At 69.9% G+C, this 21,954-nt stretch carries 22 protein-coding genes and 1 tRNA gene; 13 read left to right on the forward strand and 10 right to left on the reverse strand.

Annotation, left to right across the window (positions count from 1 at the left end; genetic code table 11):
- The first annotated feature begins 39 nt into the window (after nt 1-39).
- The 5 genes from DSC45_RS19465 to DSC45_RS19485 all read left to right on the forward strand — a co-directional run bounded on the left by DSC45_RS19465 (nt 40) and on the right by DSC45_RS19485 (nt 5,619).
- The gene (locus tag DSC45_RS19465) at nt 40-528 is read left to right on the forward strand and encodes an FtsB family cell division protein (protein ID WP_119292650.1); all 489 of its coding nucleotides are present in this window, start codon (nt 40-42) and stop codon (nt 526-528) included.
- A gap of 89 nt (nt 529-617) precedes the next feature.
- Nucleotides 618-1,154, forward strand: a complete 537-nt coding sequence (locus DSC45_RS19470; protein WP_119292651.1) for a DUF501 domain-containing protein — start codon at nt 618-620, stop codon at nt 1,152-1,154.
- A gap of 74 nt (nt 1,155-1,228) precedes the next feature.
- Nucleotides 1,229-2,182 (forward strand): Ppx/GppA phosphatase family protein, encoded by a 954-nt coding sequence (locus DSC45_RS19475; RefSeq protein ID WP_119292653.1) that lies wholly within the window; start codon nt 1,229-1,231, stop codon nt 2,180-2,182.
- 398 nt (nt 2,183-2,580) lie between these two features.
- Complete coding sequence (locus tag DSC45_RS19480; RefSeq protein ID WP_119292655.1) at nt 2,581-3,996, forward strand: NAD(P)/FAD-dependent oxidoreductase; 1,416 nt, start codon at nt 2,581-2,583, stop codon at nt 3,994-3,996.
- A gap of 294 nt (nt 3,997-4,290) precedes the next feature.
- Nucleotides 4,291-5,619, forward strand: a complete 1,329-nt coding sequence (locus tag DSC45_RS19485; protein WP_119292656.1) for an SAM-dependent methyltransferase — start codon at nt 4,291-4,293, stop codon at nt 5,617-5,619.
- Between the two features lie 91 nt (nt 5,620-5,710).
- On the opposite strand, the gene DSC45_RS19490 is transcribed toward DSC45_RS19485, so the two are convergent.
- Both DSC45_RS19490 and DSC45_RS19495 read right to left on the reverse strand, forming a co-directional pair.
- The gene (locus DSC45_RS19490) at nt 5,711-8,245 is read right to left on the reverse strand and encodes an ABC transporter permease (protein WP_119292658.1); all 2,535 of its coding nucleotides are present in this window, start codon (nt 8,243-8,245) and stop codon (nt 5,711-5,713) included.
- Nucleotides 8,246-8,335: 90 nt separating this feature from the next.
- Nucleotides 8,336-9,106 (reverse strand): ABC transporter ATP-binding protein, encoded by a 771-nt coding sequence (locus DSC45_RS19495; protein WP_119292660.1) that lies wholly within the window; start codon nt 9,104-9,106, stop codon nt 8,336-8,338.
- Between the two features lie 418 nt (nt 9,107-9,524).
- Here DSC45_RS19495 and DSC45_RS19500 point away from each other — a divergent pair.
- From DSC45_RS19500 to DSC45_RS19510, 3 genes are all read left to right on the forward strand, one after another.
- Nucleotides 9,525-9,607, forward strand: a tRNA-Leu gene (locus DSC45_RS19500).
- Nucleotides 9,608-9,900: 293 nt separating this feature from the next.
- Entirely contained in the window at nt 9,901-10,455 is a 555-nt protein-coding gene (locus tag DSC45_RS19505) for a hypothetical protein (protein WP_119292662.1), read from the forward strand.
- Between the two features lie 135 nt (nt 10,456-10,590).
- Nucleotides 10,591-10,950, forward strand: a complete 360-nt coding sequence (locus DSC45_RS19510; protein WP_119292664.1) for a VOC family protein — start codon at nt 10,591-10,593, stop codon at nt 10,948-10,950.
- A gap of 57 nt (nt 10,951-11,007) precedes the next feature.
- On the opposite strand, the gene DSC45_RS19515 is transcribed toward DSC45_RS19510, so the two are convergent.
- Nucleotides 11,008-11,766: a phosphotransferase family protein gene (locus tag DSC45_RS19515; RefSeq protein ID WP_119292665.1), complete on the reverse strand. Its 759-nt coding sequence runs from the start codon at nt 11,764-11,766 to the stop codon at nt 11,008-11,010.
- A gap of 288 nt (nt 11,767-12,054) precedes the next feature.
- Here DSC45_RS19515 and DSC45_RS19520 point away from each other — a divergent pair, with 288 nt between their 5' ends.
- Nucleotides 12,055-13,056 carry a YihY/virulence factor BrkB family protein gene (locus DSC45_RS19520; RefSeq protein ID WP_119292667.1) on the forward strand — a complete coding sequence of 334 codons (1,002 nt, stop codon included), beginning with the start codon at nt 12,055-12,057 and terminating at the stop codon, nt 13,054-13,056.
- A gap of 103 nt (nt 13,057-13,159) precedes the next feature.
- Entirely contained in the window at nt 13,160-14,227 is a 1,068-nt protein-coding gene (locus tag DSC45_RS19525; RefSeq protein WP_119292669.1) for a fatty acid desaturase family protein, read from the forward strand.
- Between the two features lie 67 nt (nt 14,228-14,294).
- Here DSC45_RS19525 and DSC45_RS19530 read toward each other — a convergent pair whose 3' ends face one another.
- On the reverse strand, nt 14,295-14,606 hold the full coding sequence (locus DSC45_RS19530) for a glutaredoxin domain-containing protein (RefSeq protein WP_119292671.1): 312 nt from the start codon (nt 14,604-14,606) through the stop codon (nt 14,295-14,297).
- Between the two features lie 103 nt (nt 14,607-14,709).
- Here DSC45_RS19530 and DSC45_RS19535 point away from each other — a divergent pair, with 103 nt between their 5' ends.
- Nucleotides 14,710-15,411, forward strand: coding sequence for a DinB family protein (locus tag DSC45_RS19535; RefSeq protein ID WP_119292673.1), 702 nt, complete (start codon nt 14,710-14,712; stop codon nt 15,409-15,411).
- Here DSC45_RS19535 and DSC45_RS19540 read toward each other — a convergent pair.
- The 3 genes from DSC45_RS19540 to DSC45_RS19550 form a co-directional block, all read right to left on the reverse strand.
- Nucleotides 15,408-15,932: a GNAT family N-acetyltransferase gene (locus DSC45_RS19540; protein WP_119292675.1), complete on the reverse strand. Its 525-nt coding sequence runs from the start codon at nt 15,930-15,932 to the stop codon at nt 15,408-15,410. The two genes, DSC45_RS19535 and DSC45_RS19540, sit on opposite strands and share 4 nt — an antisense overlap.
- A gap of 103 nt (nt 15,933-16,035) precedes the next feature.
- A complete protein-coding gene (locus DSC45_RS19545) occupies nt 16,036-16,773 on the reverse strand; it encodes a LolA-like protein (RefSeq protein ID WP_119292676.1) in 738 nt (245 codons plus the stop codon).
- A 77-nt stretch (nt 16,774-16,850) separates the two neighbouring features.
- Nucleotides 16,851-17,336, reverse strand: a complete 486-nt coding sequence (locus DSC45_RS19550) for a DUF1269 domain-containing protein (protein WP_119292678.1) — start codon at nt 17,334-17,336, stop codon at nt 16,851-16,853.
- 393 nt (nt 17,337-17,729) lie between these two features.
- On the opposite strand from DSC45_RS19550, the gene DSC45_RS19555 reads away from it, so the two are divergent.
- Nucleotides 17,730-18,629: a Bax inhibitor-1/YccA family protein gene (locus tag DSC45_RS19555; RefSeq protein WP_119292680.1), complete on the forward strand. Its 900-nt coding sequence runs from the start codon at nt 17,730-17,732 to the stop codon at nt 18,627-18,629.
- 148 nt (nt 18,630-18,777) lie between these two features.
- On the opposite strand, the gene DSC45_RS19560 is transcribed toward DSC45_RS19555, so the two are convergent.
- Nucleotides 18,778-19,008, reverse strand: coding sequence for a DUF4287 domain-containing protein (locus tag DSC45_RS19560; protein WP_119292682.1), 231 nt, complete (start codon nt 19,006-19,008; stop codon nt 18,778-18,780).
- A 105-nt stretch (nt 19,009-19,113) separates the two neighbouring features.
- On the opposite strand from DSC45_RS19560, the gene DSC45_RS19565 reads away from it, so the two are divergent.
- Entirely contained in the window at nt 19,114-19,425 is a 312-nt protein-coding gene (locus DSC45_RS19565; protein ID WP_119292684.1) for a hypothetical protein, read from the forward strand.
- 30 nt (nt 19,426-19,455) lie between these two features.
- Here DSC45_RS19565 and DSC45_RS19570 read toward each other — a convergent pair whose 3' ends face one another.
- Together DSC45_RS19570 and DSC45_RS19575 are read right to left on the reverse strand one after the other, a co-directional pair.
- Nucleotides 19,456-20,280, reverse strand: coding sequence for a hypothetical protein (locus tag DSC45_RS19570; protein WP_119292685.1), 825 nt, complete (start codon nt 20,278-20,280; stop codon nt 19,456-19,458).
- A 345-nt stretch (nt 20,281-20,625) separates the two neighbouring features.
- Nucleotides 20,626-21,846, reverse strand: a complete 1,221-nt coding sequence (locus DSC45_RS19575; protein WP_119292687.1) for an acetyl-CoA C-acetyltransferase — start codon at nt 21,844-21,846, stop codon at nt 20,626-20,628.
- Nucleotides 21,847-21,954: the final 108 nt, after the last annotated feature.

Consider the following 21,954-nt stretch of genomic DNA (forward strand, 5'->3'; position numbering starts at 1 on the left):
CGCGCGTGGGCGGCGTACGCGGCACAGGGGAGGCGAGCCATGGGAGCGGACAAGAACCGGGACAGGTTCTCCACGGCCACCAGGATCCGCCTGATCGGCGAGCAGACCGCGGCCCGTGTCTACCGTTCACAGACCCGCCGTCAAGCCCGCCGCTCGCGGCTCACCGGCCGCGCGGCCCTGCTGGCCCTGGTCCTGTGCTCCCTGATCGTCGCCCTCGCCTACCCGATAAGGGAGTACGTCGGTCAGCGTGCCGACATACAGCAGCAGGAACGGGAGTTGGCCGAGGCCCGGGCCCAGGCGGAGCGGCTGCGCGACGCCAAGGCCCGCTGGAAGGACCCGGCGTACGTGGAGCGGCAGGCGCGCGAGCGGCTGCACATGGTGCTGCCCGGCGAGACCGGTTACACGGTGCCCGGCACCGGGGCGCCGGCCGCGCTCCGCAGCGACCCGGGGGCAGCGGACCGCGCCTGGGAGTCCAACCTCTTCGACGGCCTCGACAAGGCCGACGGCGCGGACCGCACGGAGGACTGACAGCCCGTATCCGCCGCGCGCCACCTCGACCCGTACCGAATCAGCAGGCCGTCACCCCGGCCGGTCATCAACCGAAAGACACGCCAGGCATGGAATCCGCCCCGCCGTCCACCCCGCGCACCGAGCCCACCGACGCCGACGTCGAGGCGTTCAAGCAGCAGCTCGGGCGGCCGCCGCGCGGGCTGCGTGCCATCGCGCACCGCTGCCCCTGCGGACAGCCCGATGTCGTGGAGACGGCGCCGCGACTGCCCGACGGCACTCCGTTCCCCACGCTGTACTACCTGACGTGCCCGCGGGCCGCCTCCGCGATCGGCACCCTGGAGGCGAACGGCGTGATGAAGGAGATGACCGAGCGCCTGGCCACCGATCCCGAACTCGCCGCCGCCTACCGGGCCGCGCACGAGGACTACATCCGGCGGCGCGACGAGATCGAGGAGCTGACGGGCTTCCCGAGCGCGGGCGGCATGCCGGACCGCGTGAAGTGCCTCCACGTCCTCGTCGGCCACTCGTTGGCCGCGGGCCCCGGAGTGAACCCGTTGGGCGACGAGGCCATCGCGATGCTCCCCGAGTGGTGGGCCAAGGGCCCCTGCGTATCCCCCGAACCCACCCCGGCCCCCGGGGCTTGAACCCGGCCCCGCCCGTCCGGCAGGACTCTCGGGACGGGGCGGGCTCGGGACAGACAACCAAGGAGTCAGCACTCGTGACCCGAGTCGCAGCCATCGACTGCGGAACCAACTCGATCCGCCTCCTCGTCGCAGACGCGAACCCCGCGACGGGTGAACTCGTCGAACTGGACCGCAGGATGCAGATCGTCCGCCTGGGCCAGGACGTGGACAGGACCGGCCGCCTCGCCCCGGAGGCGCTGACAAGGACGTTCGCGGCCTGCCGCGAATACGCGGACATCACCGAGAAGCACCGCGCCGAGCGCATCCGCTTCGTCGCCACCTCCGCCTCCCGCGACGCCGAGAACCGGGACGACTTCGTTCATGGCGTGCGCGACATCCTCGGCGTCGACCCCGAGGTCATCACCGGCGACGAGGAGGCCGAACTCTCCTTCGCCGGCGCCACCAAGGAACTCACCGGACGCACCGACCTGCCGCGCCCCTACCTGGTGGTGGACATCGGGGGAGGCTCCACCGAGTTCGTCGTCGGCGACGACCACGTGCGCGCCGCGCGCTCGGTGGACGTGGGCTGCGTACGCATGACGGAACGTCACCTCACGCGTGACGGCGCCGTCGTCGACCCGCCGGAGCCCGCGGGGATCGCCGCGATCCGCGCGGACATCGAGGCGGCACTCGACCTGGCCGAGCGCACCGTCCCGCTGCGCGAGGCGCGGACCCTGGTGGGCCTGGCCGGGTCGGTGACGACCGTCGCCGCGATCGCGCTCGGGCTCGAGGAGTACGACCCGGCCGCGATCCACCACGCACGCGTCCCGTTCGCCCGGGTCGAGGAGATCGCCGGCCGGCTCGCGCGCTCCACGCACGCCGAGCGGGCCGCTATCGGGGCCATGCATCCCGGCCGGGTCGACGTGATCGCGGCGGGCACCCTCGTCCTCCTCGCGATCATGGAGCGCACCGGTGCCGCGGAAGTCGTCGTGAGCGAGCACGACATCCTCGACGGGATCGCCTGGAAGGCTGCGGAGCAGCTCGACTGAGCGCTCTCAGGGCGCGCCTGAGCGCGCTGTTCGGCCCGGAATGAAGCGTTCCGGCGAGTCGCCCCGACGAACTTCGTGAAGTTCTTCACAAGGAATGGCGGCCCATCCGAGGGACTTCGCGTCCGATCGACCCGAATCGGGGACCAGGAAGCGATTGCCTGCGGGATTCGGGAGTGTTTCCGCTGTGTCGACGGACGGTGAAGCGGGCCTCCGGTCCACCCGCTCCGCCGGCCGGAGTGGCAGCTCAGCGGGGGTCTCAACGGTTCGGACCCGCCTCGCGGTTCCCTTGCGTGACGATGACCTCGATCACGTGGGCCGCGCAGTGTAGCAGAGGGGACCCCTACCCTTGTGAAGGGGCTCACGAGCGACCCCCTCGGGTGGGGTGGATACTCGATGGCATGAGCACCACGGAGCGTCCCAGGATCCTCGTTGTAGGCGGTGGGTACGTAGGCCTGTACGCAGCTCGTCGCATTCTGAAGAAGATGCGCTACGGCGAGGCGACCGTCACGGTCGTCGACCCGCGCTCGTACATGACGTACCAGCCCTTCCTCCCCGAAGCCGCCGCCGGCAGCATCTCCCCTCGGCACGTCGTCGTCCCGCTGCGACGCGTACTGCCGAAGGCCGAGGTGCTCACCGGCCGGGTCACGACCATCGACCAGGACCGCAAGGTCGCGCGCATCTCGCCGCTCGTCGGCGAAGCGTACGACCTGCCGTTCGACTACCTGGTCATCGCGCTCGGCGCGATCTCCCGAACCTTCCCGATCCCCGGCCTCGCCGAGCAGGGCATCGGCATGAAGGGCATCGAGGAGTCGATCGGGCTGCGCAACCACGTCCTCGAGCAGCTGGACAAGGCCGACTCCACGACCGACGAGGAGGTCCGCCGCAAGGCGCTGACCTTCGTCTTCGTCGGCGGTGGCTTCGCGGGCGCGGAGACCATAGGCGAAGTCGAGGACATGGCGCGCGACGCCGCGAAGTACTACACCAGCGTGTCCCGCGAGGACATGCGCTTCGTCCTCGTCGACGCCGCCGACAAGATCCTCCCCGAGGTCGGCCCGAAGCTCGGCCAGTACGGCAAGGAGCACCTCGAGGGCCGCGGCGTGGAGGTCTACCTCTCCACCTCGATGGACTCCTGCATCGACGGTCACGTCGTGCTGAAGAACGGCCTCGAGGTCGACTCCAACACGATCGTGTGGACCGCAGGCGTCAAGCCGAACCCGGCGCTGCAGCGCTACGGCCTCCCGCTCGGCCCCCGCGGCCACGTGGACACCCAGGCCACCCTCCAGGTGCAGGGCACCGACTACATCTGGGCCGCGGGCGACAACGCTCAGGTCCCGGACCTCGTCGCCCGCAAGGCCGGCAACGAGAACGCCTGGTGCCCGCCGAACGCCCAGCACGCACTGCGCCAGTCCAAGATCCTCGGTGACAACGTGATCTCCGGAATGCGGGGCTTCCCGCAGCGGGAGTACAGCCACGCGAACAAGGGCGCGGTCGCCGGTCTCGGCCTGCACAAGGGCGTGGCCATGATCGTCATGGGCAAGATGAAGATCAAGCTCAAGGGCCGCCTCGCCTGGTACATGCACCGTGGTTACCACGGCATGGCGATGCCGACCTGGAACCGCAAGATCCGCATCTTCGCCGACTGGACTCTCGGCATGTTCCTCAAGCGCGAGGTCGTCTCCCTCGGTGCGATGGAGACGCCGCGCGAGGAGTTCTACGAGGCGGCCAAGCCCGCTCCGGTGGCGCCGCCCGCCACCGAGGCCGGTGACAGGCCCGCCGAGTCGAAGGGCGAAGCGCAGAAGGCCAAGGCCTCCTGAGTCACGCAGCCAGCTGAACCCGAAGGGGTCGTCCGCCATCCGTGGTGCGGGCGGCCCCTTCGGCGTTCCCGCGGCCGTACGCGCGACGTCCCCGGCGTGATGCCCGAGGGGTGGGGGAGTCCTGGTGGGGCCGCTGCGCCGATATAGATGTTGCGTACACATGTTTTGCCGACCCGTTACGGAGCAACGGGACTGCGCAGGCGGTGGGTTGGTGTTTACGTGGTGTAAGAGGTGCCCGCAGGTGACTGTGCGGCACCCACGGCGCCCCGGGACGACACCAGGGAAGGACGCATCATGCCAGACGTCGCGACGCGGCTCAGGACCCTTGCCGAGCAGCTCCTCGCCACCCCCCTTCCGGTACGCATCAAAGCGTGGGACGGCAGCGAGTCAGGTCCCCCCGCTTCGCACCTGCCCGCCCGGGAGCCCACCGCCGAGGTCCCCACCCTCGTCGTACGCCACCGCCGCGCGCTGCGCAGGATCCTGTGGAAGCCGGGCGAGCTGGGCCTCGCCCGGGCCTGGGTCGCGGGCGAGATCGACGTCGAGGGCGACCTCTACCAGGCGCTCACCGAGATGGCCGGACTGATCTGGGAGAGCGACGCACCGCCGCGGACCCGCCTCGACCTCGCGCGCGACCCCGTCGTACGGTCCGCCGCCCGCGAGATGCTGGAGCTCGCCGGCCCGCTGCCGCCCCCTCCGCCGCCCGCCGAAGAGGTCAGACGCCGCTCCGGCACGCTGCACACCAAGGTCCGCGACCGCGCCGCGATCAGCCACCACTACGACGTCGGCAACGACTTCTACTCGCTGGTCCTCGGCCCGTCCATGGTCTACTCCTGCGCGTACTGGTCCTCCGGTGACGACGCCACCCTCGAGGACGCACAGCGCGACAAGCTCGAACTCGTCTGCCGCAAGCTGGACCTGCAGCCCGGCCAGCGGCTGCTCGACGTCGGCTGCGGCTGGGGCTCGATGGCCATCCACGCCGCCCGCGAGCACGGTGTCTCCGTCGTCGGCGTCACCCTCTCCACCGAACAGGCCGCCCACGCACGCAAGCGGATCGCCGAGGAAGGGCTCACCGACCGCATCGAGATCCGCGTCCAGGACTACCGGGACGTCCGCGACGGCCCCTACGACGCGATCTCCTCGATCGGCATGGCCGAGCACGTCGGCTCGGTGCGCTACCTCGAGTACGCGCGCGACCTCTACTCCCTCCTGAAGCCAGGCGGCCGGCTCCTGAACCACCAGATCGCCCGCCGCCCCCAGCAGGACGAATCGGCCTACGAGATCGATGACTTCATCGACGCCTACGTCTTCCCCGACGGCGAACTGGCTCCGCTCGGCCGGACCGTCTCGCTCCTGGAGGACGCCGGCTTCGAGGTCAGGGACGTCGAGTCGATCCGGGAGCACTACGCGCGGACCCTGCGGCGCTGGGTCGCCAACCTGGAGGCCGCCTGGCCCGAGGCCGTACGCCTGAGCAGCCCCGGCCGGGCCAGGGTCTGGCGCCTCTACATGGCCGCCTCCGCGCTGTCCTTCGAACGCAACCGGATCGGGGTGAACCAGGTGCTCGCCGTGCGCACCCCGGAGTCCGGCGACGCACGGATGCCGCTGCGCTCGCGCGACTGGCGCTGAGCCGGTGCCGTAGTACGCGGGCGGCCGTACGCACACACGAGGGGCCCCGGACGCAACTGCCGTCCGGGGCCCCTCGGTTGCTGCCGTGGCCTCACTCGGCCTTGATCGCCGCCAGCATGTTCAGGCGGGCCGCGCGGCGGGCCGGCCACAGGGCGGCCAGGATGCCGACCACCGCGGAGAGCACGAGGAACACGGCCATCCGGCCCCAGGGCAGGATCAGCTCGTAGGTCGGCAGCGCACTGCCGATCAGCTCGCCCGCTGCCCAGCCGAGGAACACCCCGAGCCCGACCCCGAGCAGACCTCCGAACAAGGAGATCACCAGCGACTCGATGCGGACCATGCGCTTGATACCGCGGCGGTCGAGACCGATGGCGCGCAGCATCCCGATCTCCTGGGACCGCTCGAAGATCGACATCGCCAGGGTGTTGATCACCCCGAGGACCGCCACGATCACCGCCATCGCGAGCAGGCCGTAGAGCATGTTCAACATCAGCGTGAACACCTGGGCGATGGCCTCGGAGACGTCCTTCTTGTCCTCGACCAGGACCGCCGGGTTGTTGCCCAGCTCCTTCTCCAGGGAGTCCTTGACCGCCTGGCTCGCGCCGTCCTCGGTCTTCACCATCACCTGCATGTCGGTGACCTCGGTCTGGTGCGGGGCGAGGGCGTCCTTGTCCACGAGGATGCCCTGCATCACCTCGTTGCCCTCGTACACGCCGCCGACCTTCAGCTCGCCCTTGCGGCCGTCCTCGTACACGGTGCCGAGGGAGGAGCCGACCTTCCAGCCCTCACGGTCGGCCATGGCCTTGTCGACGACGACGCCGGAGCCGGAGATCGCGTCGAAGGAGCCCTTCTCGAAGGGCAGGTCGGCCAGGTCACCGATGGTCTTCGGGTTGACACCGGTCAGGCGCTGGGTCGAACCGTCGATCTCGGCGGGGGAGTTGCGCATCGGGCTGGTGGAGACGACGCCGTCCGCCTTGGCGAGCGTCTTCTCGACGTTCGGCGACAGCGGCGTGAAGTTCGCCATGCTGACGAGGTAGTCCGCCTTCAGGGAGTCCGTGGCCATCTTGTCGATGGCCTGCTGCACACTGCCCGCGATCACGGTCATGCCGGTGATCAGCGTCAGACCGATCATCAGCGCCGAGGCGGTCGCGGCGGTACGACGCGGATTGCGCACCGAGTTCTGCCGGGCGAGCTTGCCCGAGATCCCGAACACCCGCAGCAGCGGGGCCGCGGCGGCGATGATCGGCCGCGAGAGCAGCGGCGTCAGGATGAAGACACCGATCAGGAGCAGACCGGCCCCGGCCCCCATCGGGAGCTTGCCGCCCTCGCCCATGGTGGTGGCCGCGATCACCGAGGCGGCACCGGCGCCCGCGAAGAGCGCACCGATCGTGTTCCGCAGGACCAGCGACTTGGTGGTGGCGGCCGCGTGCAGACTGCTCATCGCCGCGACCGGCGGGATCTTCGCCGCACGGCGGCCCGGCAGCCAGGCCGCGAACATGGTCACGACGATGCCGACGACCAGTGCGGCGATGACCGTACCCGGCGAGACGACCAGCGGACCGTCCGGCACGGTCCCACCGAACGAGCCCATCAGCGAACGCAGTCCGGCCCCGATACCGATACCGGCCGCGAGTCCGGCCACGGCCGCGATCGTGCCGACCACGAACGCCTCGAGCAGGACCGAACGCGTCACCTGCCGGCGGCTCGCACCGACCGCGCGCATCAGCGCCAGCTCCTTGGTGCGCTGCGCGACGAGCATGGTGAACGTGTTGGCGATGATGAAGATGCCGACGAACAGCGAGATACCGGCGAAGGCGAGCAGGCCTGTCTGCATGCCGCTCATCTGGTTGGAGATGGCCTTCGCCTCGTCGTCGGCGAGCTGCTTGCCCGTCGTCGCCTCGGCGTCCTTCGGCAGGACCTTCTCGATCCCGGACTTGAGCGCGGCCTGCGAGGTGCCGTCCGCCGCGGTCACGGTGATCTGGCTGAACCGGCCCGGCTTCGTGTACAGGCTCTGCGCGGTCTTCGTGTCGAACAGCGCGATGCTGCCGCCGGCCGCCACGTTGCCGTCGTCGGTGGTGAAGATGCCGGTGAGCTTCGGGGCGAGCACGGGGCCGTTGACCGACATCCGCACGGTGTCGCCGACCTTGTACCCGGCGCGCTCGGCGGTCTTGGAGTCGAGCGCGATCTCCGACTTGGAAGTGGGCGCCCGGCCGTCCTTCATCGGGTAGCGCGGGTCCTTGCCGTCCTTGCTCGGGTAGTAGTTGGCGCCCTTGGTGGACCAGCCGTCGCCGACGAGCTTGCCCTTCTTGTCGGCGATCGCGGCGAAGCCGGAGGCGTCACCGGTCGCGGACGCGGCGCCGGGGACGTCCGTCACCTGGTCGAGGAGCTTCTGGGTGAGGTCGGGGGCGGAGCCCGGCGTCTCGGATCCGTCGTCGGACTTGGACGGGTCGATGGCGACGTCGACCTGGTCGAAACCCTTGGCCGAGCTCTTCTGGAAGGCGTCGGAGATGGTGCTGGTGAAGACCAGGGTGCCCGCGACGAAGGCCACGCCGAGCATGACGGCGAGCACGGTCATCAGCAGTCTGGCCTTGTGCGCAAGGACGTTGCGCATGGCGGTACGGAACATGAGAAGTCCAGGAGTCGGTGGGGGCGAGTCGGCTGGGCCGGTCGGTGAGGTGCGAAGGGCGCGGTCCCGTCCGAGGGACCGGCGGGGCGGTCAGCTCACGCGGCCCTTGGCGTCGAAGCGCTTCATCCGGTCGAGGACGGAGTCGGCTGTCGGCGCCGTCAGCTCGTCCACGATGCGGCCGTCGGCGAGGAAGACGACCCGGTCCGAGTACGCGGCGGCCACCGGGTCGTGGGTGACCATGACGACGGTCTGGCCGAGCTCGCGCACCGAGTTGCGCAGGAAGCCGAGCACCTCCGCGCCGGAGCGCGAGTCGAGGTTTCCGGTCGGCTCGTCACCGAAGATGATGTCCGGCTTGGACGCGAGTGCACGGGCCACCGCGACGCGCTGCTGCTGACCGCCGGAGAGCTGGCTCGGGCGGTGCTTGAGGCGGTCGGAGAGGCCGATCATGTTGATCACCGTGTCCAGCCACTGCTTGTCGGGCTTACGCCCGGCGATGTCCATCGGCAGCGTGATGTTCTCGAGCGCGCTGAGCGTGGGCAGCAGGTTGAACGCCTGGAAGATGAAGCCGATCTTGTCGCGGCGCAGCTGCGTGAGGCGCTTGTCCTTGAGTGAACCGAGCTCGGTGTCGCCGATCCGTACGGAACCGCTGCTGAACGAGTCGAGGCCGGCGACGCAGTGCATCAGGGTCGACTTGCCGGACCCGGAGGGGCCCATGATCGCGGTGAACTCGGCCTGCCGGAAGTCGACCGTCACGCGGTCGAGGGCGACCACCTGGGTCTCGCCCTGACCGTAGACCTTGGTCAGCTCGGTGGCGCGGGCGGCGACGGCTGTCGCCTGGTGGGCGAGCGGGGTGGTGGTCACGGGCCATGCTCCTGTCGGCGTGACGGGTGTTGCGGACTGTCCCATCGTCTCCGCCGGATCGCGGCCCGGGGTCAACCGAAGATGCCGTTTGCGACCGCCTCTTCAGGCGGACCTCGAGCGCGATCGTCATACCTGGGGATGAGTCGCACCCTGAGACACTGCCCGGCGCCCCGGCCTCCGCGGTGCCCGCGCTCGGGTGGTCGCAGGCGAACCAGAGCCGATGCAATCGCGTCATTCCTCGACGACGTCCGGTCACGGCCAACATGCTCCCCGCATGTGCCGATGGTCCTTTCCTGCTGCTGACGCCCCCTCAGGCGCCAATAAAATAAGACAACATCGGACTGACGTTCAACTGTTCAGGGGATCTGTCCGGATAGGCTCAGGCGATCGCTGACAGGGGAAACACGGGACCCGACCAGCCCGGATGGTGGAATGCAGACACGGCGAGCTTAAACCTCGCTGCCCCTCGGGGGCGTACCGGTTCAAGTCCGGTTCCGGGCACATCCCGCTCTCTGCGGTGACCTGCGTTGACCTGCTTTGACCTGCGGGGATGGCGGATTTCGGGTGTCTTGTTCCCGTGACGCGTACACGGTCCCTGCGGCGGGGCATGGCGTACGTCGCAAGTCGAAGAGACACTGACGACTAGTTCTCCGACTGCCGGTTGAGGCAGCGCCACCGGGTGAAGTAGCGCCTGGGCGGGGGCTGTTGCAGCGATGTGCGGAACGAGCGGTTCGACGACGAGCCGTCTGCCGAGGTCCTGGATCCGGGCAGGCTCGAGGCGAGCGGAGGTCGGAGTGCAGCAGATCGGGCCCAGAGTCGGAATGCGGCTGATCCACGTCACCCACACCGAGCGCCGCGGATCAACTACGTACCGCTACTACCGGATCCAGACGGCCTGGGTCGATCGACCGCCCGAGCGGGCCCGCCTGGGGTACCTGCGGTGCGCCACGTGCGGTGACATGGTCGGCTTCCGGCTGCACAGTGAGGCGGGTGCTCGGGCCCGCCGACGGTGGTGGCTCGCTGCCGTGCTCATCGCGGCGACGGTGCCCGCGGTGCTGTCGGTGCTGACGGCGACGGCGGTCCACGGCGACGAGTGGATATCGACGACCGCCCTGCCCATCGGCCTTGCGCTGGCTGCCTTGATCGTGTTCGTCGCGGTCCTTCACCAGGAGGACGGAGTGACGCCCGTCCGTCGGAAGAGCGGCCCCCACCACTTCAAGCCACTGAACCCGCGCGGTGCGCGGTCCAAGCCGCACGCAACGGACTGGCCGGTCCGCGCGGAGATCGTCTTCCACGACTCGGACCCACTCGACTACGGCGGTTCGGCGCGGGACCCGCTCGACCCCTGAGCCCCCGTACGTCGGCGAAGCCGTCTCCCGTACGCGCCGGACGTGAGCGGTCCCATGGAAGTCTGGGCGAGACTTCGATGAGCGACGGCCGCAGGACGAGTGACGTCAGCGACGGGGAGACAGGGAGAGCAGGACATGGAGACCACTTTCCGCGGGGTGTTCCTCACGAGCCGGAACCCGGAGGCGACGGCGGGCTTCTACCGGGACGTCGCGCTCCTCCCGATCGAGACGGTCGGCGATCCCGGCTCGTACGTCTACTGGCGGCTGGACCGGGGTGGAATGCAGGTGGCGATCCACGACTCCGCAGCGTTCGCCGACTACGCCCACCCTCCCGTTCCGGACTCGAACCTCACGCACCTCTACTTCAGGATCGACGACCGCGAAGCGTTCCTCGCTCACCTGGACGGCCTGGGCATCACCCCGCTCGCCGCGGACGACGTCGTCATCACCGTGGCCGACCCCGACGGCCGTAAGGTCATGTTCGGGACTGCCTGAGCCCCGGGCGGGGACGGCCGGCAACGCGTCGGTCGGCGCTGGAGGGCCCAGGAGCCTCTACCGACCCGGCAGCCGGGATTTGAGTACGTCGACCTCGCAGCCGGGGGCGAACGGGTCGAAGCCGTGCTCGAGCAGCCAGCGGACTATCAGCAGGCTTCGCAGTGACCACCAGGCGTGGATCACGTCGAGGTCGACGGCTGTGCCGTAGCCGGTGACGACGTCGTCGAGGTGTTCCTCGTGGCCGAGCGTCAAGGTGGCGAGGTCGTGCAGGGCGTCGCCCCGGCCCGCCTCGGACCAGTCGATGATGCCCGTGACCTCGTCACCCTCGACGAACACGTGGGCGATCTGGAGGTCGCCGTGGGTGAAGACCGGGTTCCACGGCCGGAGCGCGGCCTCGGCGACCCGGCGGTTGTGGGCGACCAGGCCGGCGGGCAGGATGCCGGTCGACACGAGCAGTCCGCACTCTTCGTCGAGGCTCGCCGCCAATGCCTCGGGGCTCCGGCCGGCGGTGCCGAGCCGGGACGGCGGAGGGGCGTCGTGCAGTGTCCGCAGGGCCGCGCCTGCAGCGGCCCACGCCGCCGACGACGTGGGCGACGGTTCGCCGAGGCGCCCGAGCGCGGCGCCAGGGACCGCGGTGATCGCCAGCACCGGCGGCATGCGCCACAGGACCTCCGGAGTAGGGACCGGCGCCAGGGCCATCGCCTCGACCTCGACGTCGATACGCGTCTGATCGGCATCCACCTTCAGGAACACGTCACCCACCCGCAGGGTCGCCCGCTCGGCATGGGATACGACGACCTCGACCACCTCATCCATGGCGACCAGTCTCCCGGGCAGCCGTCCGCGTGAGGAAGCTGTCGTGTGCGACCACCGGGTCGCACGGCCGCCGGAGAAACCCGGCCGTCCCCGGCCCGCCGACGCCGTGCCTCCGGTCTCCTGGCGAGGCCTTCGGCACGCGGACCGGCGTGCCACTCCGGCTCGTCCTCGGCCCCGCTCGTTTCAACTGCGTCTGCGCGGACACCCGGAGGTCCGCACGACTGACGAGCGGAACCGGGCCGGGCGGCCGGGTGACCGGGGCACTCCGACAGCTAGGAGTTGGTTCTCATGTCCGAGGCGGTGCCCACGGGAAGGCGGCGCTTCGAGAAGCGCAGCGGACGGCAGCCGGAAGGCCCTCCGCATCCGCAGAAGGGCGGCCTCGGGCAGACGCTCAAGCGCACGGTGGCCGAGTTCCAGGAGGACAACCTGTCCGACACGGCTGCGGCGCTGACCTACTTCGCCGTACTCGCGATCTTCCCGGCACTGCTCGCACTGGTCTCCCTCGTCGGTCTGGTGATGAGCCCGCAGAAGCTCGTCAGTACGGCGACGGACCTGGTCAGCTCGTTGGGACCTGCCTCGGCCGTGGACACCTTCAAGGGGCCGATCAACGCCCTCGCCTCGAACAAGGGCACAGCGGGAGTCATGCTGATCGTCGGTGTCGCCGCAGCGCTGTGGACCGCCTCGGCCTATGTCGGCGCGTTCATGCGCGCCTCGAACGTGATCTACGAGGTGGAGGAGGGCCGCTCCTTCATCAAGCTCCGTCCGCTTCAGATGCTCGTCACGCTGATTCTCATCGTGTTCCAGGCCCTGATCCTGATCGCCCTGGCCGTCAGCGGACCCTTGGCACAGAAGGCGGGGTCGGCCGTCGGCCTCGGGGACGCGGCAGTGACCGCCTGGCAGATCGGCAAGTGGCCCGTCCTGCTGCTCGCCGTCGTCCTGATGTTCTGCGTGCTCTACTACGCCTCGCCGAACGCGCAGGTGGGCGGCTTGAGATCCGTCCTTCCCGGCGCCGTCCTCGCGCTCGGCATCTGGCTCGTCGCCTCGGTCGCGTTCACCTTCTACGTGGCCAACTTCGGCTCCTACGACAAGACCTACGGGACGCTCGGCGGTGCGATCGCGCTGCTCGTGTGGCTGTGGATCACCAACCTCGCCGTCCTGCTGGGCGCGGAGTTCAACGCGGAGCTGGAACGCAGCCGCGAACTCGACGCCGGCACCCGCGGCGCAGAGCGGGAACTCCAACTCGACGAACGCACAAGTCCCGAGCGGAAGAAGCGTTCACGCACCGCCTGAGCCGACTGACTCGACGCGCCGCCGAGCGTCGCGAGGGCCGATCACCCGATGGCCGACGGACGAGCGCCCGTCCTGCCCGTACCTGAGAGAGGGACGTTCCGCAATGGAAGCCGGCATCACGCCCAGGGCACCGGTGCCCGTGGACGAACCTCCTGACGTATCGCGTACCGGCAGTGATTACGCGGCACTCTCCCGTCGGGTCCGGGACGCGGGTCTGCTGCGCCGCCGCCCCGTACGAGGCAGCATGCTGCTGATCGTCACGGCGGCGATGCTGGCGGGCGGCTGGGCGCTCCATCTCGCCGTGGGCGACTCGTGGTGGCAGCTCGCCGTCGCCGCGCCCCTGGCCTTCGCCTTCGTCCAGTGCGGTTTCCGCAGCCACGAAGCCGGCCATCGTCAGACCTTCCGCAGCAAGCGGCTCGACAACGCCGTCGGCCTGGTCTTCAGCAACCTCTTCATCGGACTGGGCTTCGGCTGGTGGATGCACAAGCACAACCGCCACCACGCCCACCCCAATCACATCGGGCGTGACCCCGACATCGAGACCGGCGCCCTGGTGTTCGACGGCGCCGACCCGCCCGGTCGCAGACGCACGGGGAGGCTGGTGACCCGGCACCAGGCCGGACTCTTCTTCCCGATGCTGCTCCTCGAAGGCTGGAATCTGCACGTGGCCAGCGCCCGGGCGCTGCGCGCCCGACACACGGGCGCCCCCGCACCGAGGTGGGTCGAGGCGCTGCTCCTGCTGGTGCACGCTGCGGCGTACTTCGGCGTCGTCCTGCTGGTGCTCCCGCCGCTCAAGGCTCTGCTGTTCGTCCTGGTTCAGCAGGGGCTCTTCGGGCTCTACCTGGGATCGTCGTTCGCGCCCAACCACAAGGGCATGGAGATGCTCAGCCCGAACCAACGCCTGGATTTCCTGCGCAGCCAGGTCCTCACCTCGCGCAACGTGCGCGGCGGCGTGGTCACCGACTTCCTGCTTGGAGGGTTGAACCACCAGATCGAACACCATCTGTTCCCGAGCATGCCCACCTCCGCCCTGCCTCGCGCCCGGACGCTGGTACGCGCCCACTGCACAGACCTCGACCTGCCCTACGCCGAAACCGGTCTGGTCGACTCCTACCGGCAGACGCTGCGCCACCTGCACGAGGTGGGCGAACCGCTGCGAACCGGAGCCTGAACGGTGGTACTTGCGGGACGACCCGAAAACGGCAGGCCACCGTCCGTCTGCAAGGGGCGCCGGGTGCTCAGTCCTGCCGGTGGAGCAGGTGCGGGGCGCGCTCGCCGACGGCGGCGACGAGGCGGTTCAGCGACGGGTTGACCATCGGCTTTCCGGCGACGGTCACCGTGGGGACCGTCTCGTTCCCGTCGGCGACCGAGCGGACGAATGCGGCCGCCTCCGGGTCCCGCCAGATGTTGACCGCGGTGTACTGCAGCCCCTTGACGCGGAGTTGGGCGCGCAGCTTCATGCAGAACGGGCACATGGGACGCCAGTAGACGACCAGCCCGTCGTCCGCGTTCCCCGTCGGTTCCGTGTTCTCGCTCCCCTGATCGCGCATGGGAACGCCCCCCTCGTCCTGTGCCTGCCGAAGGCCCTTCGTGCCGTGCCTGCCGATGGCCGAGGATACGGCGCCCCTCCGACACCGGCGCTAGGGTTTCGTCATGTCTCGATCATCGCGCGCGAACGCATCCGACGGGCAGGCGTCCGACGGAGCCTCTCCCGGTCCCGTCACCGCCGACGACGTGGACCTGGCAGTGCAGTTGGCGGTGGCCGCGCTGCGTACCGCTCCCGCCGGGGCCTGGGGCGCGAAGGCGGGGTCGCTGGAGTGGGACTGCTGGGAGACCGTCGAGCATCTCGCCGACGACCTGTTCGCGTACGCCGTTCAACTGGGCCCCAGGACACCGCCGTTGGACCGTGAAGTGCCCTTCGTGTGGCAGAGCCTGCGGCCCGGCGGCCCGGCCAACTCCGTGCACGCCGACCGCGAGGCCGGTCCGGACGGGCTGCTGCAGGTGCTCGAGGCCTGCGGGGCGCTGCTCGTCGCCATGGTGCGCACGGCGTCCCCGGAGCTGCGCGCCCACCACAGTTCCGGCGCCTCGGACCCCGAGGGCTTCGCCGCCATGGGGATCGTGGAGACACTGGTGCACACGTACGACTTGGCCGAGGGCCTCGGCCTCGACTGGGACCCGCCCGCCGACCTGTGCGCCCGCACGCTCGCCCGGCTCTTCCCTGACGCCCCCGACACCACGGGCCCGTGGACCACACTCCTGTGGTCCACGGGCCGCACGGAACTGCCCGGCCGTCCCCGCCGCACCACCTGGCGCTGGTACGGAGAGCCGCGGGTGGAGCAGTCTTCAGCCGACTAGCTCTTGACCAGGCGCACTTCGGGAACCCCGACGGCGTCGTCGGGGTCGAGGCGCGTGGTCCCGTCCGGCGTGAAGCCGGCGCGCCCGTAGAAGCGGAGAGCCGGGGTGTTCGGGGCGTACGCGTAGACGCACAGGGGGCGGTGCCCGCGCCGTTCGAGGTCGGTGACCGCATGCGCGAACAGGGTGCGGCCGAGGCCGGTTCCGATGCGGGCGGGGTCGATGTAGAGACCGTAGATCTCGGCCGCCCCGTCGCCGAGGTCCCCGTCAAGGGAGGCGTCCGCCGGGCCCGTGCGGCAGAAGCCGGTGATCCCGGCGGCGCCCTCGGTGACCCACAACCGGTCGTCGGCCGGGACGAGGGAGAGGTAGTCGGCCCACTGTGCCGCGTCGTCCGCCGGATCCAGCGAGTCGAGCAGTGCCCGGCTCACGAACGCCCCGTACGCCGCGCGCCAGGCCCGGACCTTCAGGGTGCCGATGCCGGGGGCGTCGAGCGGGGTGGCAGGGCGGACGTGATGGGGCGGCATCCGCTCACCGTAGTGACGGACGGTCCGGCGTCGAAGCGGGTTTCGGTGCCGGGTGCCGGGTGCCGGGTGCCGGGTGCCGGGTGCCGGGTGGCCGATGGTGGCGTTACCGCTCGGGCCACTGCTCCGTCTCGGCGGCGGGTGGAGTGTTGGTCGGGACCGGCTGGTCGAAGTCGTAGGTCGCCTGCTCGGCCTCGTCGCCGGACCGGGTCAGTTGGAGCGGGTACGGCTTGCCGTCCGTGGCGACCGCGACGGTCACGTCGTCCCCGTCGTCGCTGCCCGTGAGCTCGATGGCCTTGGAGCCGTCGACGGTCGTCTCGCCGCCCTTGCGCAGCGAGTCGGCGCCGAGGGCCTCGTCCACGGTGTCCCGGAACTCGGAGAGATCACAGAGATCGGCGGCGTCGGCGAGTTCGTCGTCCGCCGTGGTGCCCTGCAGGTACTTGCCCTCGAACTGGGCGGTCTCGTCGGCCGCGTCGGCGCCGAAGTTGGCCCGCCACCAGGCCGAGTCCGGCTTCAGCCAGATGTCGTCGCCGCGCTTGACGATCTCGAAGTTGCCGCCGCTGCCCGCGAAGCCGACCGTGCCGGCGCAGTTTCCGCCGCGATCGACGGCCAGGTCGACGGACTTCGGGTCGTCGGTCTCCGTGGCGCCGTCCATGGTCATGCTGAGATGCAGGGACTGGGCGCCCCGTACTGCCTCACGGGACTTCTCGGCTATCTGGCCCGCGTCCATATCGGCGATGCCGTTGTCCTGGGCGTACGCGAGGCCGGCCGTACCGCCGAGCAGTGCGGCCGCGCACAGGGTGGCGCCCGCGGCGACGAGCGGGGCCCTACGGGTCCTGGGCATCGCGGTTCCTTCCGGTGGGAGGTCCCCCGAACGCCTCCCAGCCTGGAACAGGCCGGGCCGCGTCGCATCCGCAGGGATCACGCGGAGAAGATCTCCCGGATCCGCGCCTCGCTCTCCGTGTCCAGGTTGCTGTGCAGCAGCTCGGCCTTCATGCCGGGCAGAGCCTCGCGTACGCGGTCCGTGACGACGTCCCGGGTCATCAGGAACAGGGCAGAGGTTCCCGGCGTCACCTGTTCCTTGACCTCCTTGATGAAGTCGTCGTCGATGCCGATGTCGGTGAACCTGCCGGCGAGCGCACCGGAAGCGGCGCCGATCGCGGCGCCGAGCAGGGGCACGAAGAAGATCAGCCCGAAGAGCATGCCCCAGAAGGTGCCGGACAGCGCTCCAGCTCCGACGAGGTTGTGCAGCTGCCGGGTCTGGGGCTTGTTCGCCCCCTCCGGCCAGCTGACGACCGCGGCGTCGAGGACCTTCAGTACTTGCTGCTTCTGCAGCGACTGGAGCGTCTCCTCGACCGAGCCCGCGCCGTCCGTCGAGTCGAATTTCCAAACCGTGAGCGTGGACAAGGTGCCTCCTCGGGCGGAGCTGCCGGATACCGATCTGGAGAGACGTCTGGAGAGACGTCAAAAATAGGGCAGAACATCACAATCTGCCTGCCGGTGAACGGGAGGCTGGATGCCGGGGGTCGAGGGATGCGCGGGGCCACCACCGGATGCCGCACGGCCCTCCGTAATGGATCGTGGACCACGAGGGTCGTCGCACCGGAACCGGAGAATCCATTCAAGTCCCCGACCTGCCCGGATCCGGGCAGGCGGCGCTCCTTGGCGGATCTGATGCCCGTAGGCTCTGGCCACAGACGGGCGTACTGCGAAAAGATCCTCCTAGAGCACTAGGGTGCAACTTTTGCGAACGCATTACTCTTGACCCAAGGCCACACAGGGTGGCCACGGAGGAGTGAAATGAGGAGCAGCAACCCGGTCTTCTCGCGACGGGGGTTCAGCCGCGACAACGGCCACGCGGGCTTCAACGCGGCGCCGCAGGCCGGGGGACCCGCTGTAGGTACACAGGGCGCCCCCCACGCGGGTAACCCGTACGCACAGGCCCCGCAGGCGCCGACCAACCCGTACGCGCAGAACCCGTACGCCCAGCCCGGAACCCAGCCCGGCTTCCCGGGTGCCCCCGGCGCCCCGGCCACCACCGGCCGCATGACGATGGACGACGTCGTCACGCGGACCGCCATCACGCTCGGCCTGGTCATCGCCGGTGCCACCGTGGCCTGGGTCACCGACCTGGCCATCGGCCTCGCCGTCGGCGCCGGCCTGGTCGCCATGGTCCTGGCCCTGGTCCAGTCCTTCAAGCGCAAGCCCATCCCCGCGCTCATCCTGGGGTACGCGGCTCTCGAGGGACTCTTCCTCGGCGCGATCAGCAACTTCGTCAACGAGTTCGTTGCCGAAGGCGCACCGATGCAGGCAGTACTCGGCACGATGGCGGTCTTCGTCACCATGCTGGTGCTGTACAAGACCCGCATCGTCCGGGTCACCGCACGCTTCGTGCGTTACCTGATGATCGCCGCGATCTCGTTCCTGGTCCTGACGGCAGTGAACATGCTGTTCATGGTCTTCGGTGGCGGCGACGGCCTCGGCTTCCGCAGCGGCACGATGGGCGTCATCTTCGGCCTCGTCGGCGTCCTGCTCGGTGCCTTCTTCCTGGCCCTCGACTTCAAGCAGGTCGAGGACGGCATCGCCTACGGTGCCCCGCGCGAGGAGTCCTGGATGGCGGCCTTCGGCCTCACCCTGACCCTGGTGTGGATCTACCTGGAGATGCTGCGCCTGATCGCGATCCTGCAAGGCAACGACTGACGCAGGTGACCACCGGTTTCGGCCGGACTGAAGCACAGCACGACGAAGGCCCCGCGGAGTTGCTCCGCGGGGCCTTCGGCTTGGGTACGGGGGTTCCCGCTGTCCCGCACAGTGCCGTACTGCGGGGACCGGCGGTGGTGCGGCGCGCTCACGTCAGCCGGCGCGCGGCCCTCCTCATGTCGTACTCGTGGACGATGGCCTTGGCGTGGCCGTACGCGAGGTCGTATTCGCCGCGGAGCCAGCTGACCTTCTCCTCGAAGCGGAGGAAGGAGGGGCCGTCGTCCACGGCACGGAGCCAGTCGGACACTTCGCGGCCGGTGCAGTCGGGGATGCGGGCGAGCATGTTGCGATGGGTCTCCTCGGAGAAGACTAGGGACATCGGCGCCTCCGGACGCTGGCGTGACTGGTCGATAGTCCTTCACGCCACCGTGCACGAGGGGCGGTGCGTTGGCAACAGTCCGCGGAGGGCGCATAGGGTCGCGGCGTGCTGGATACCACTTCGCTCACGACCGCCGTCGACCGATTCGCCGACCGACTGCGGGCGGCTCCGCAGAGCCGGCTGCAGCGCGGCGCAGCCGCCGAAGCCCTGGCACTGGCCAGGGAGTTGTCGGTACGGACCCAGGAGCTGGAGGAACCGGGCTCGGCCCCGCGCGAGATGCCGGACGCGGGGATGTTCGCCGCCGCGGATCAAATCACGGTGGCGGCACGGGATTTGGCGCTCGTCCTCACCGACCCCGACGAACTCGCCGAAGCGGTCGGCCTGGTGGCCGAGGCACAGCAACGGGCCGGAGTCTGAGACCCCGGCCCGCAGCGGAAGACAAGGAACTCAGGCGGAGGCTATGACGCGGTCCGCCAGGATGTACACGGTCTCGCCGCCGCACTCGAACGTCAGCGTGTACGCACCGGAGATGCCGGAACCGCCGAGCAGTACCGGAGTCTCGCCGGCCCGCAGCGCCTCGGCGAGGCGCTCCGCCGTCTCCCGGTGACCCGGGGTCATGCAGAGCGTGGTGCCGTCGCTGAAGACGTACACGTCGAGCGTGCCGAGCGGGCCCGGACGTACGTCGGAGAGCTCGGTACGGGCCTGCGCCAGGCCCTCGAGGCGGTGCACCGTCGACTCGTGGTCGCTCACGGTGTCCCGTACGGCCTGCACGGGCACGAAATCGGGGTGCGAGGGGTGCCGGCGACGGGCCGCGGCGAGCTCGGGGGAGTCGTCCGCGAACTCGACCTCGGCGGGCTCGACGGTGTCGAGCTCGGGCTCGAGCCCCGCGAAATCGGCCGGGCGCGGCAGGAACAGGTCTTCGGCGAGGTTCGGCGGCAGGTTGCCGAGCAGCGACGGGGCGTCCGTCATGTCGCGGGCTTCCTGCGCCGCCCAGAAGGCGCGCGCCTCGGCCAGCTCGCGCTCCCGCTCCTCGGCGAGCGCCTCGGCCACGGCGGCGCGGATCGTGGCGAGATCGGTGGAACCGGAGCCCTCTGGCGCGGTGCGGGCGGCAGGGACCCGTGCGGTCTGGTCGAGTTCGGCGCAGTTCGCGGAAAGTTCACCGCGCAGCGACGTGATCTGCTTCCGGAGCCCTCGCACGGAGTGCAGGGCAACGGCGCCCACGGCCGTGGCGGCGGCCGTGGTGAGCAGCAGGGCAAGAGGCATGGCGCTCACTGTCGTTCTCCCGGATTTCAGTCGACCCCCGACTTCCTACCCCAGCTTGTCGTCAGGGACGGGAAACTGTCAGTGCATTAGGTCACGAAACGGTCAGGTCTTAAGGCCCGAGGTTTAGATGGGAACCCCGCTGACCTGCGTATATGCCGCTCCCCCAGGACATAGATCACATCCTGGGGGAGATTGGGTCACGGCTGGGGCTCGGAGGGCTCCTGATGCTCTGGGTGCTCCTGGGGTCACGCCCCGTGCGCCCCTGAGGGAACGCCGGAACAGATGCTCCGTACGTCCATCACAACAGGTCCAGCCGATCGGCGCTCGCGGAACGCCCCGGCCCGTGGGGACGGCTCAGCTCAGGCGCTCGATGACCATCGCCATGCCCTGCCCGCCGCCCACGCACATGGTCTCCAGACCGAACTGCTTGTCGTGGAACTGCAGGCTGTTGATCAAGGTCGTGGTGATGCGTGCACCGGTCATGCCGAAGGGGTGGCCGACCGCGATGGCGCCGCCGTTGACGTTGACCTTGTCCAGCGGCAGACCGAGGTCGCGGTACGAGGGGATCACCTGGGCCGCGAAGGCCTCGTTGATCTCCGCCAGGTCGATGTCGTCGACGGTCAGGCCGGCCCGCTTCAGTGCCTGGTTGGAGGCCTCGACGGGGCCGTAGCCCATGATCTCGGGGGAGAGGCCCGAGACGCCGGTGGAGACGATGCGGGCGAGCGGGGTCAGGCCGAGCTCGCGGGCCTTGGTGTCGCTCATCACGACGAGGGCGGCTGCGCCGTCGTTCAGCGGGCAGCAGTTGCCCGCCGTGATCCGGCCGTCGGGGCGGAAGACCGGCTTCAGGCCGGAGACGCCGTCGAGCGTGACGCCCGCGCGCGGACCGTCGTCGGCCGCCACGACCGTGCCGTCCGGGGTGGTCACCGGAGTGATCTCCCGCTCCCAGAAGCCCTTCTTGATGGCTTCCTCGGCCAGGTTCTGCGAGCGGACGCCGAACTCGTCCATGTCGGCGCGGGTGACGCCCTTGAGGCGCGCCAGGTTCTCGGCGGTCTGGCCCATCGCGATGTACGGGTCCGGGACCAGGCCGTCCTCGCGCGGGTCGTGCCACGACTCGGCGCCCTGCTCGGCGACCGACGCCGTACGGGCCTCGGCCTCCGCGAACAGCGGATTGTGGGTGTCCGGCAGGCTGTCCGAGTTGCCCTTCGCGAACCGTGAGACGGTCTCCACGCCGGCCGAGATGAAGACGTCGCCCTCGCCCGCCTTGATGGCGTGCAGCGCCATCCGGCTGGTCTGCAGGGACGAGGAGCAGTAGCGGGTGACCGTACAGCCCGGCAGGTGGTCCATGCCCATCTGTACCGCGACGATGCGACCCAGGTTGTTGCCCTGCTCGCCGCCCGGGAGGCCGCAGCCCAGCATCAGGTCGTCGATGTCCTCGGGGTCGAGCTCGGGGACCTTGGCGAGCGCGGCCTGGATGATGGTGGAGGTCAGGTCGTCCGGGCGCAGGTCCTTCAGTGAGCCCTTGAAGGCGCGTCCGATCGGGGTCCGGGCGGTAGAGACGATCACGGCTTCGGGCATCGGAGCTCCCAGGTAAGCGGTTCGTTGAGCAGATACGCCGCGGGTCCGCCCTCCGGCGACGGCGGGAACGCGACGACAGGACCGTGGGGGAAGTTACCTGCACGTAGA

Source organism: Streptomyces sp. YIM 130001 (genome assembly GCF_003574445.1).
Taxonomy (GTDB): Bacteria; Actinomycetota; Actinomycetes; order Streptomycetales; family Streptomycetaceae; genus Streptomyces.

Bases quoted from the DNA above. Each gene is read 5' to 3' on its own strand.
- DSC45_RS19465 (WP_119292650.1), top strand. From the start codon at position 40: ATGGGAGCGGACAAGAACCGGGACAGGTTCTCCACGGCCACCAGGATC.
- DSC45_RS19470 (WP_119292651.1), top strand. From the start codon at position 618: ATGGAATCCGCCCCGCCGTCCACCCCGCGCACCGAGCCCACCGACGCC.
- DSC45_RS19480 (WP_119292655.1), top strand. From the start codon at position 2,581: ATGAGCACCACGGAGCGTCCCAGGATCCTCGTTGTAGGCGGTGGGTAC.
- DSC45_RS19485 (WP_119292656.1), top strand. From the start codon at position 4,291: ATGCCAGACGTCGCGACGCGGCTCAGGACCCTTGCCGAGCAGCTCCTC.
- DSC45_RS19490 (WP_119292658.1), bottom strand. From the start codon at position 8,245: ATGTTCCGTACCGCCATGCGCAACGTCCTTGCGCACAAGGCCAGACTG.
- DSC45_RS19510 (WP_119292664.1), top strand. From the start codon at position 10,591: ATGGAGACCACTTTCCGCGGGGTGTTCCTCACGAGCCGGAACCCGGAG.
- DSC45_RS19515 (WP_119292665.1), bottom strand. From the start codon at position 11,766: ATGGATGAGGTGGTCGAGGTCGTCGTATCCCATGCCGAGCGGGCGACC.
- DSC45_RS19520 (WP_119292667.1), top strand. From the start codon at position 12,055: ATGTCCGAGGCGGTGCCCACGGGAAGGCGGCGCTTCGAGAAGCGCAGC.
- DSC45_RS19525 (WP_119292669.1), top strand. From the start codon at position 13,160: ATGGAAGCCGGCATCACGCCCAGGGCACCGGTGCCCGTGGACGAACCT.
- DSC45_RS19530 (WP_119292671.1), bottom strand. From the start codon at position 14,606: ATGCGCGATCAGGGGAGCGAGAACACGGAACCGACGGGGAACGCGGAC.
- DSC45_RS19535 (WP_119292673.1), top strand. From the start codon at position 14,710: ATGTCTCGATCATCGCGCGCGAACGCATCCGACGGGCAGGCGTCCGAC.
- DSC45_RS19540 (WP_119292675.1), bottom strand. From the start codon at position 15,932: ATGCCGCCCCATCACGTCCGCCCTGCCACCCCGCTCGACGCCCCCGGC.
- DSC45_RS19545 (WP_119292676.1), bottom strand. From the start codon at position 16,773: ATGCCCAGGACCCGTAGGGCCCCGCTCGTCGCCGCGGGCGCCACCCTG.
- DSC45_RS19555 (WP_119292680.1), top strand. From the start codon at position 17,730: ATGAGGAGCAGCAACCCGGTCTTCTCGCGACGGGGGTTCAGCCGCGAC.
- DSC45_RS19560 (WP_119292682.1), bottom strand. From the start codon at position 19,008: ATGTCCCTAGTCTTCTCCGAGGAGACCCATCGCAACATGCTCGCCCGC.
- DSC45_RS19575 (WP_119292687.1), bottom strand. From the start codon at position 21,846: ATGCCCGAAGCCGTGATCGTCTCTACCGCCCGGACCCCGATCGGACGC.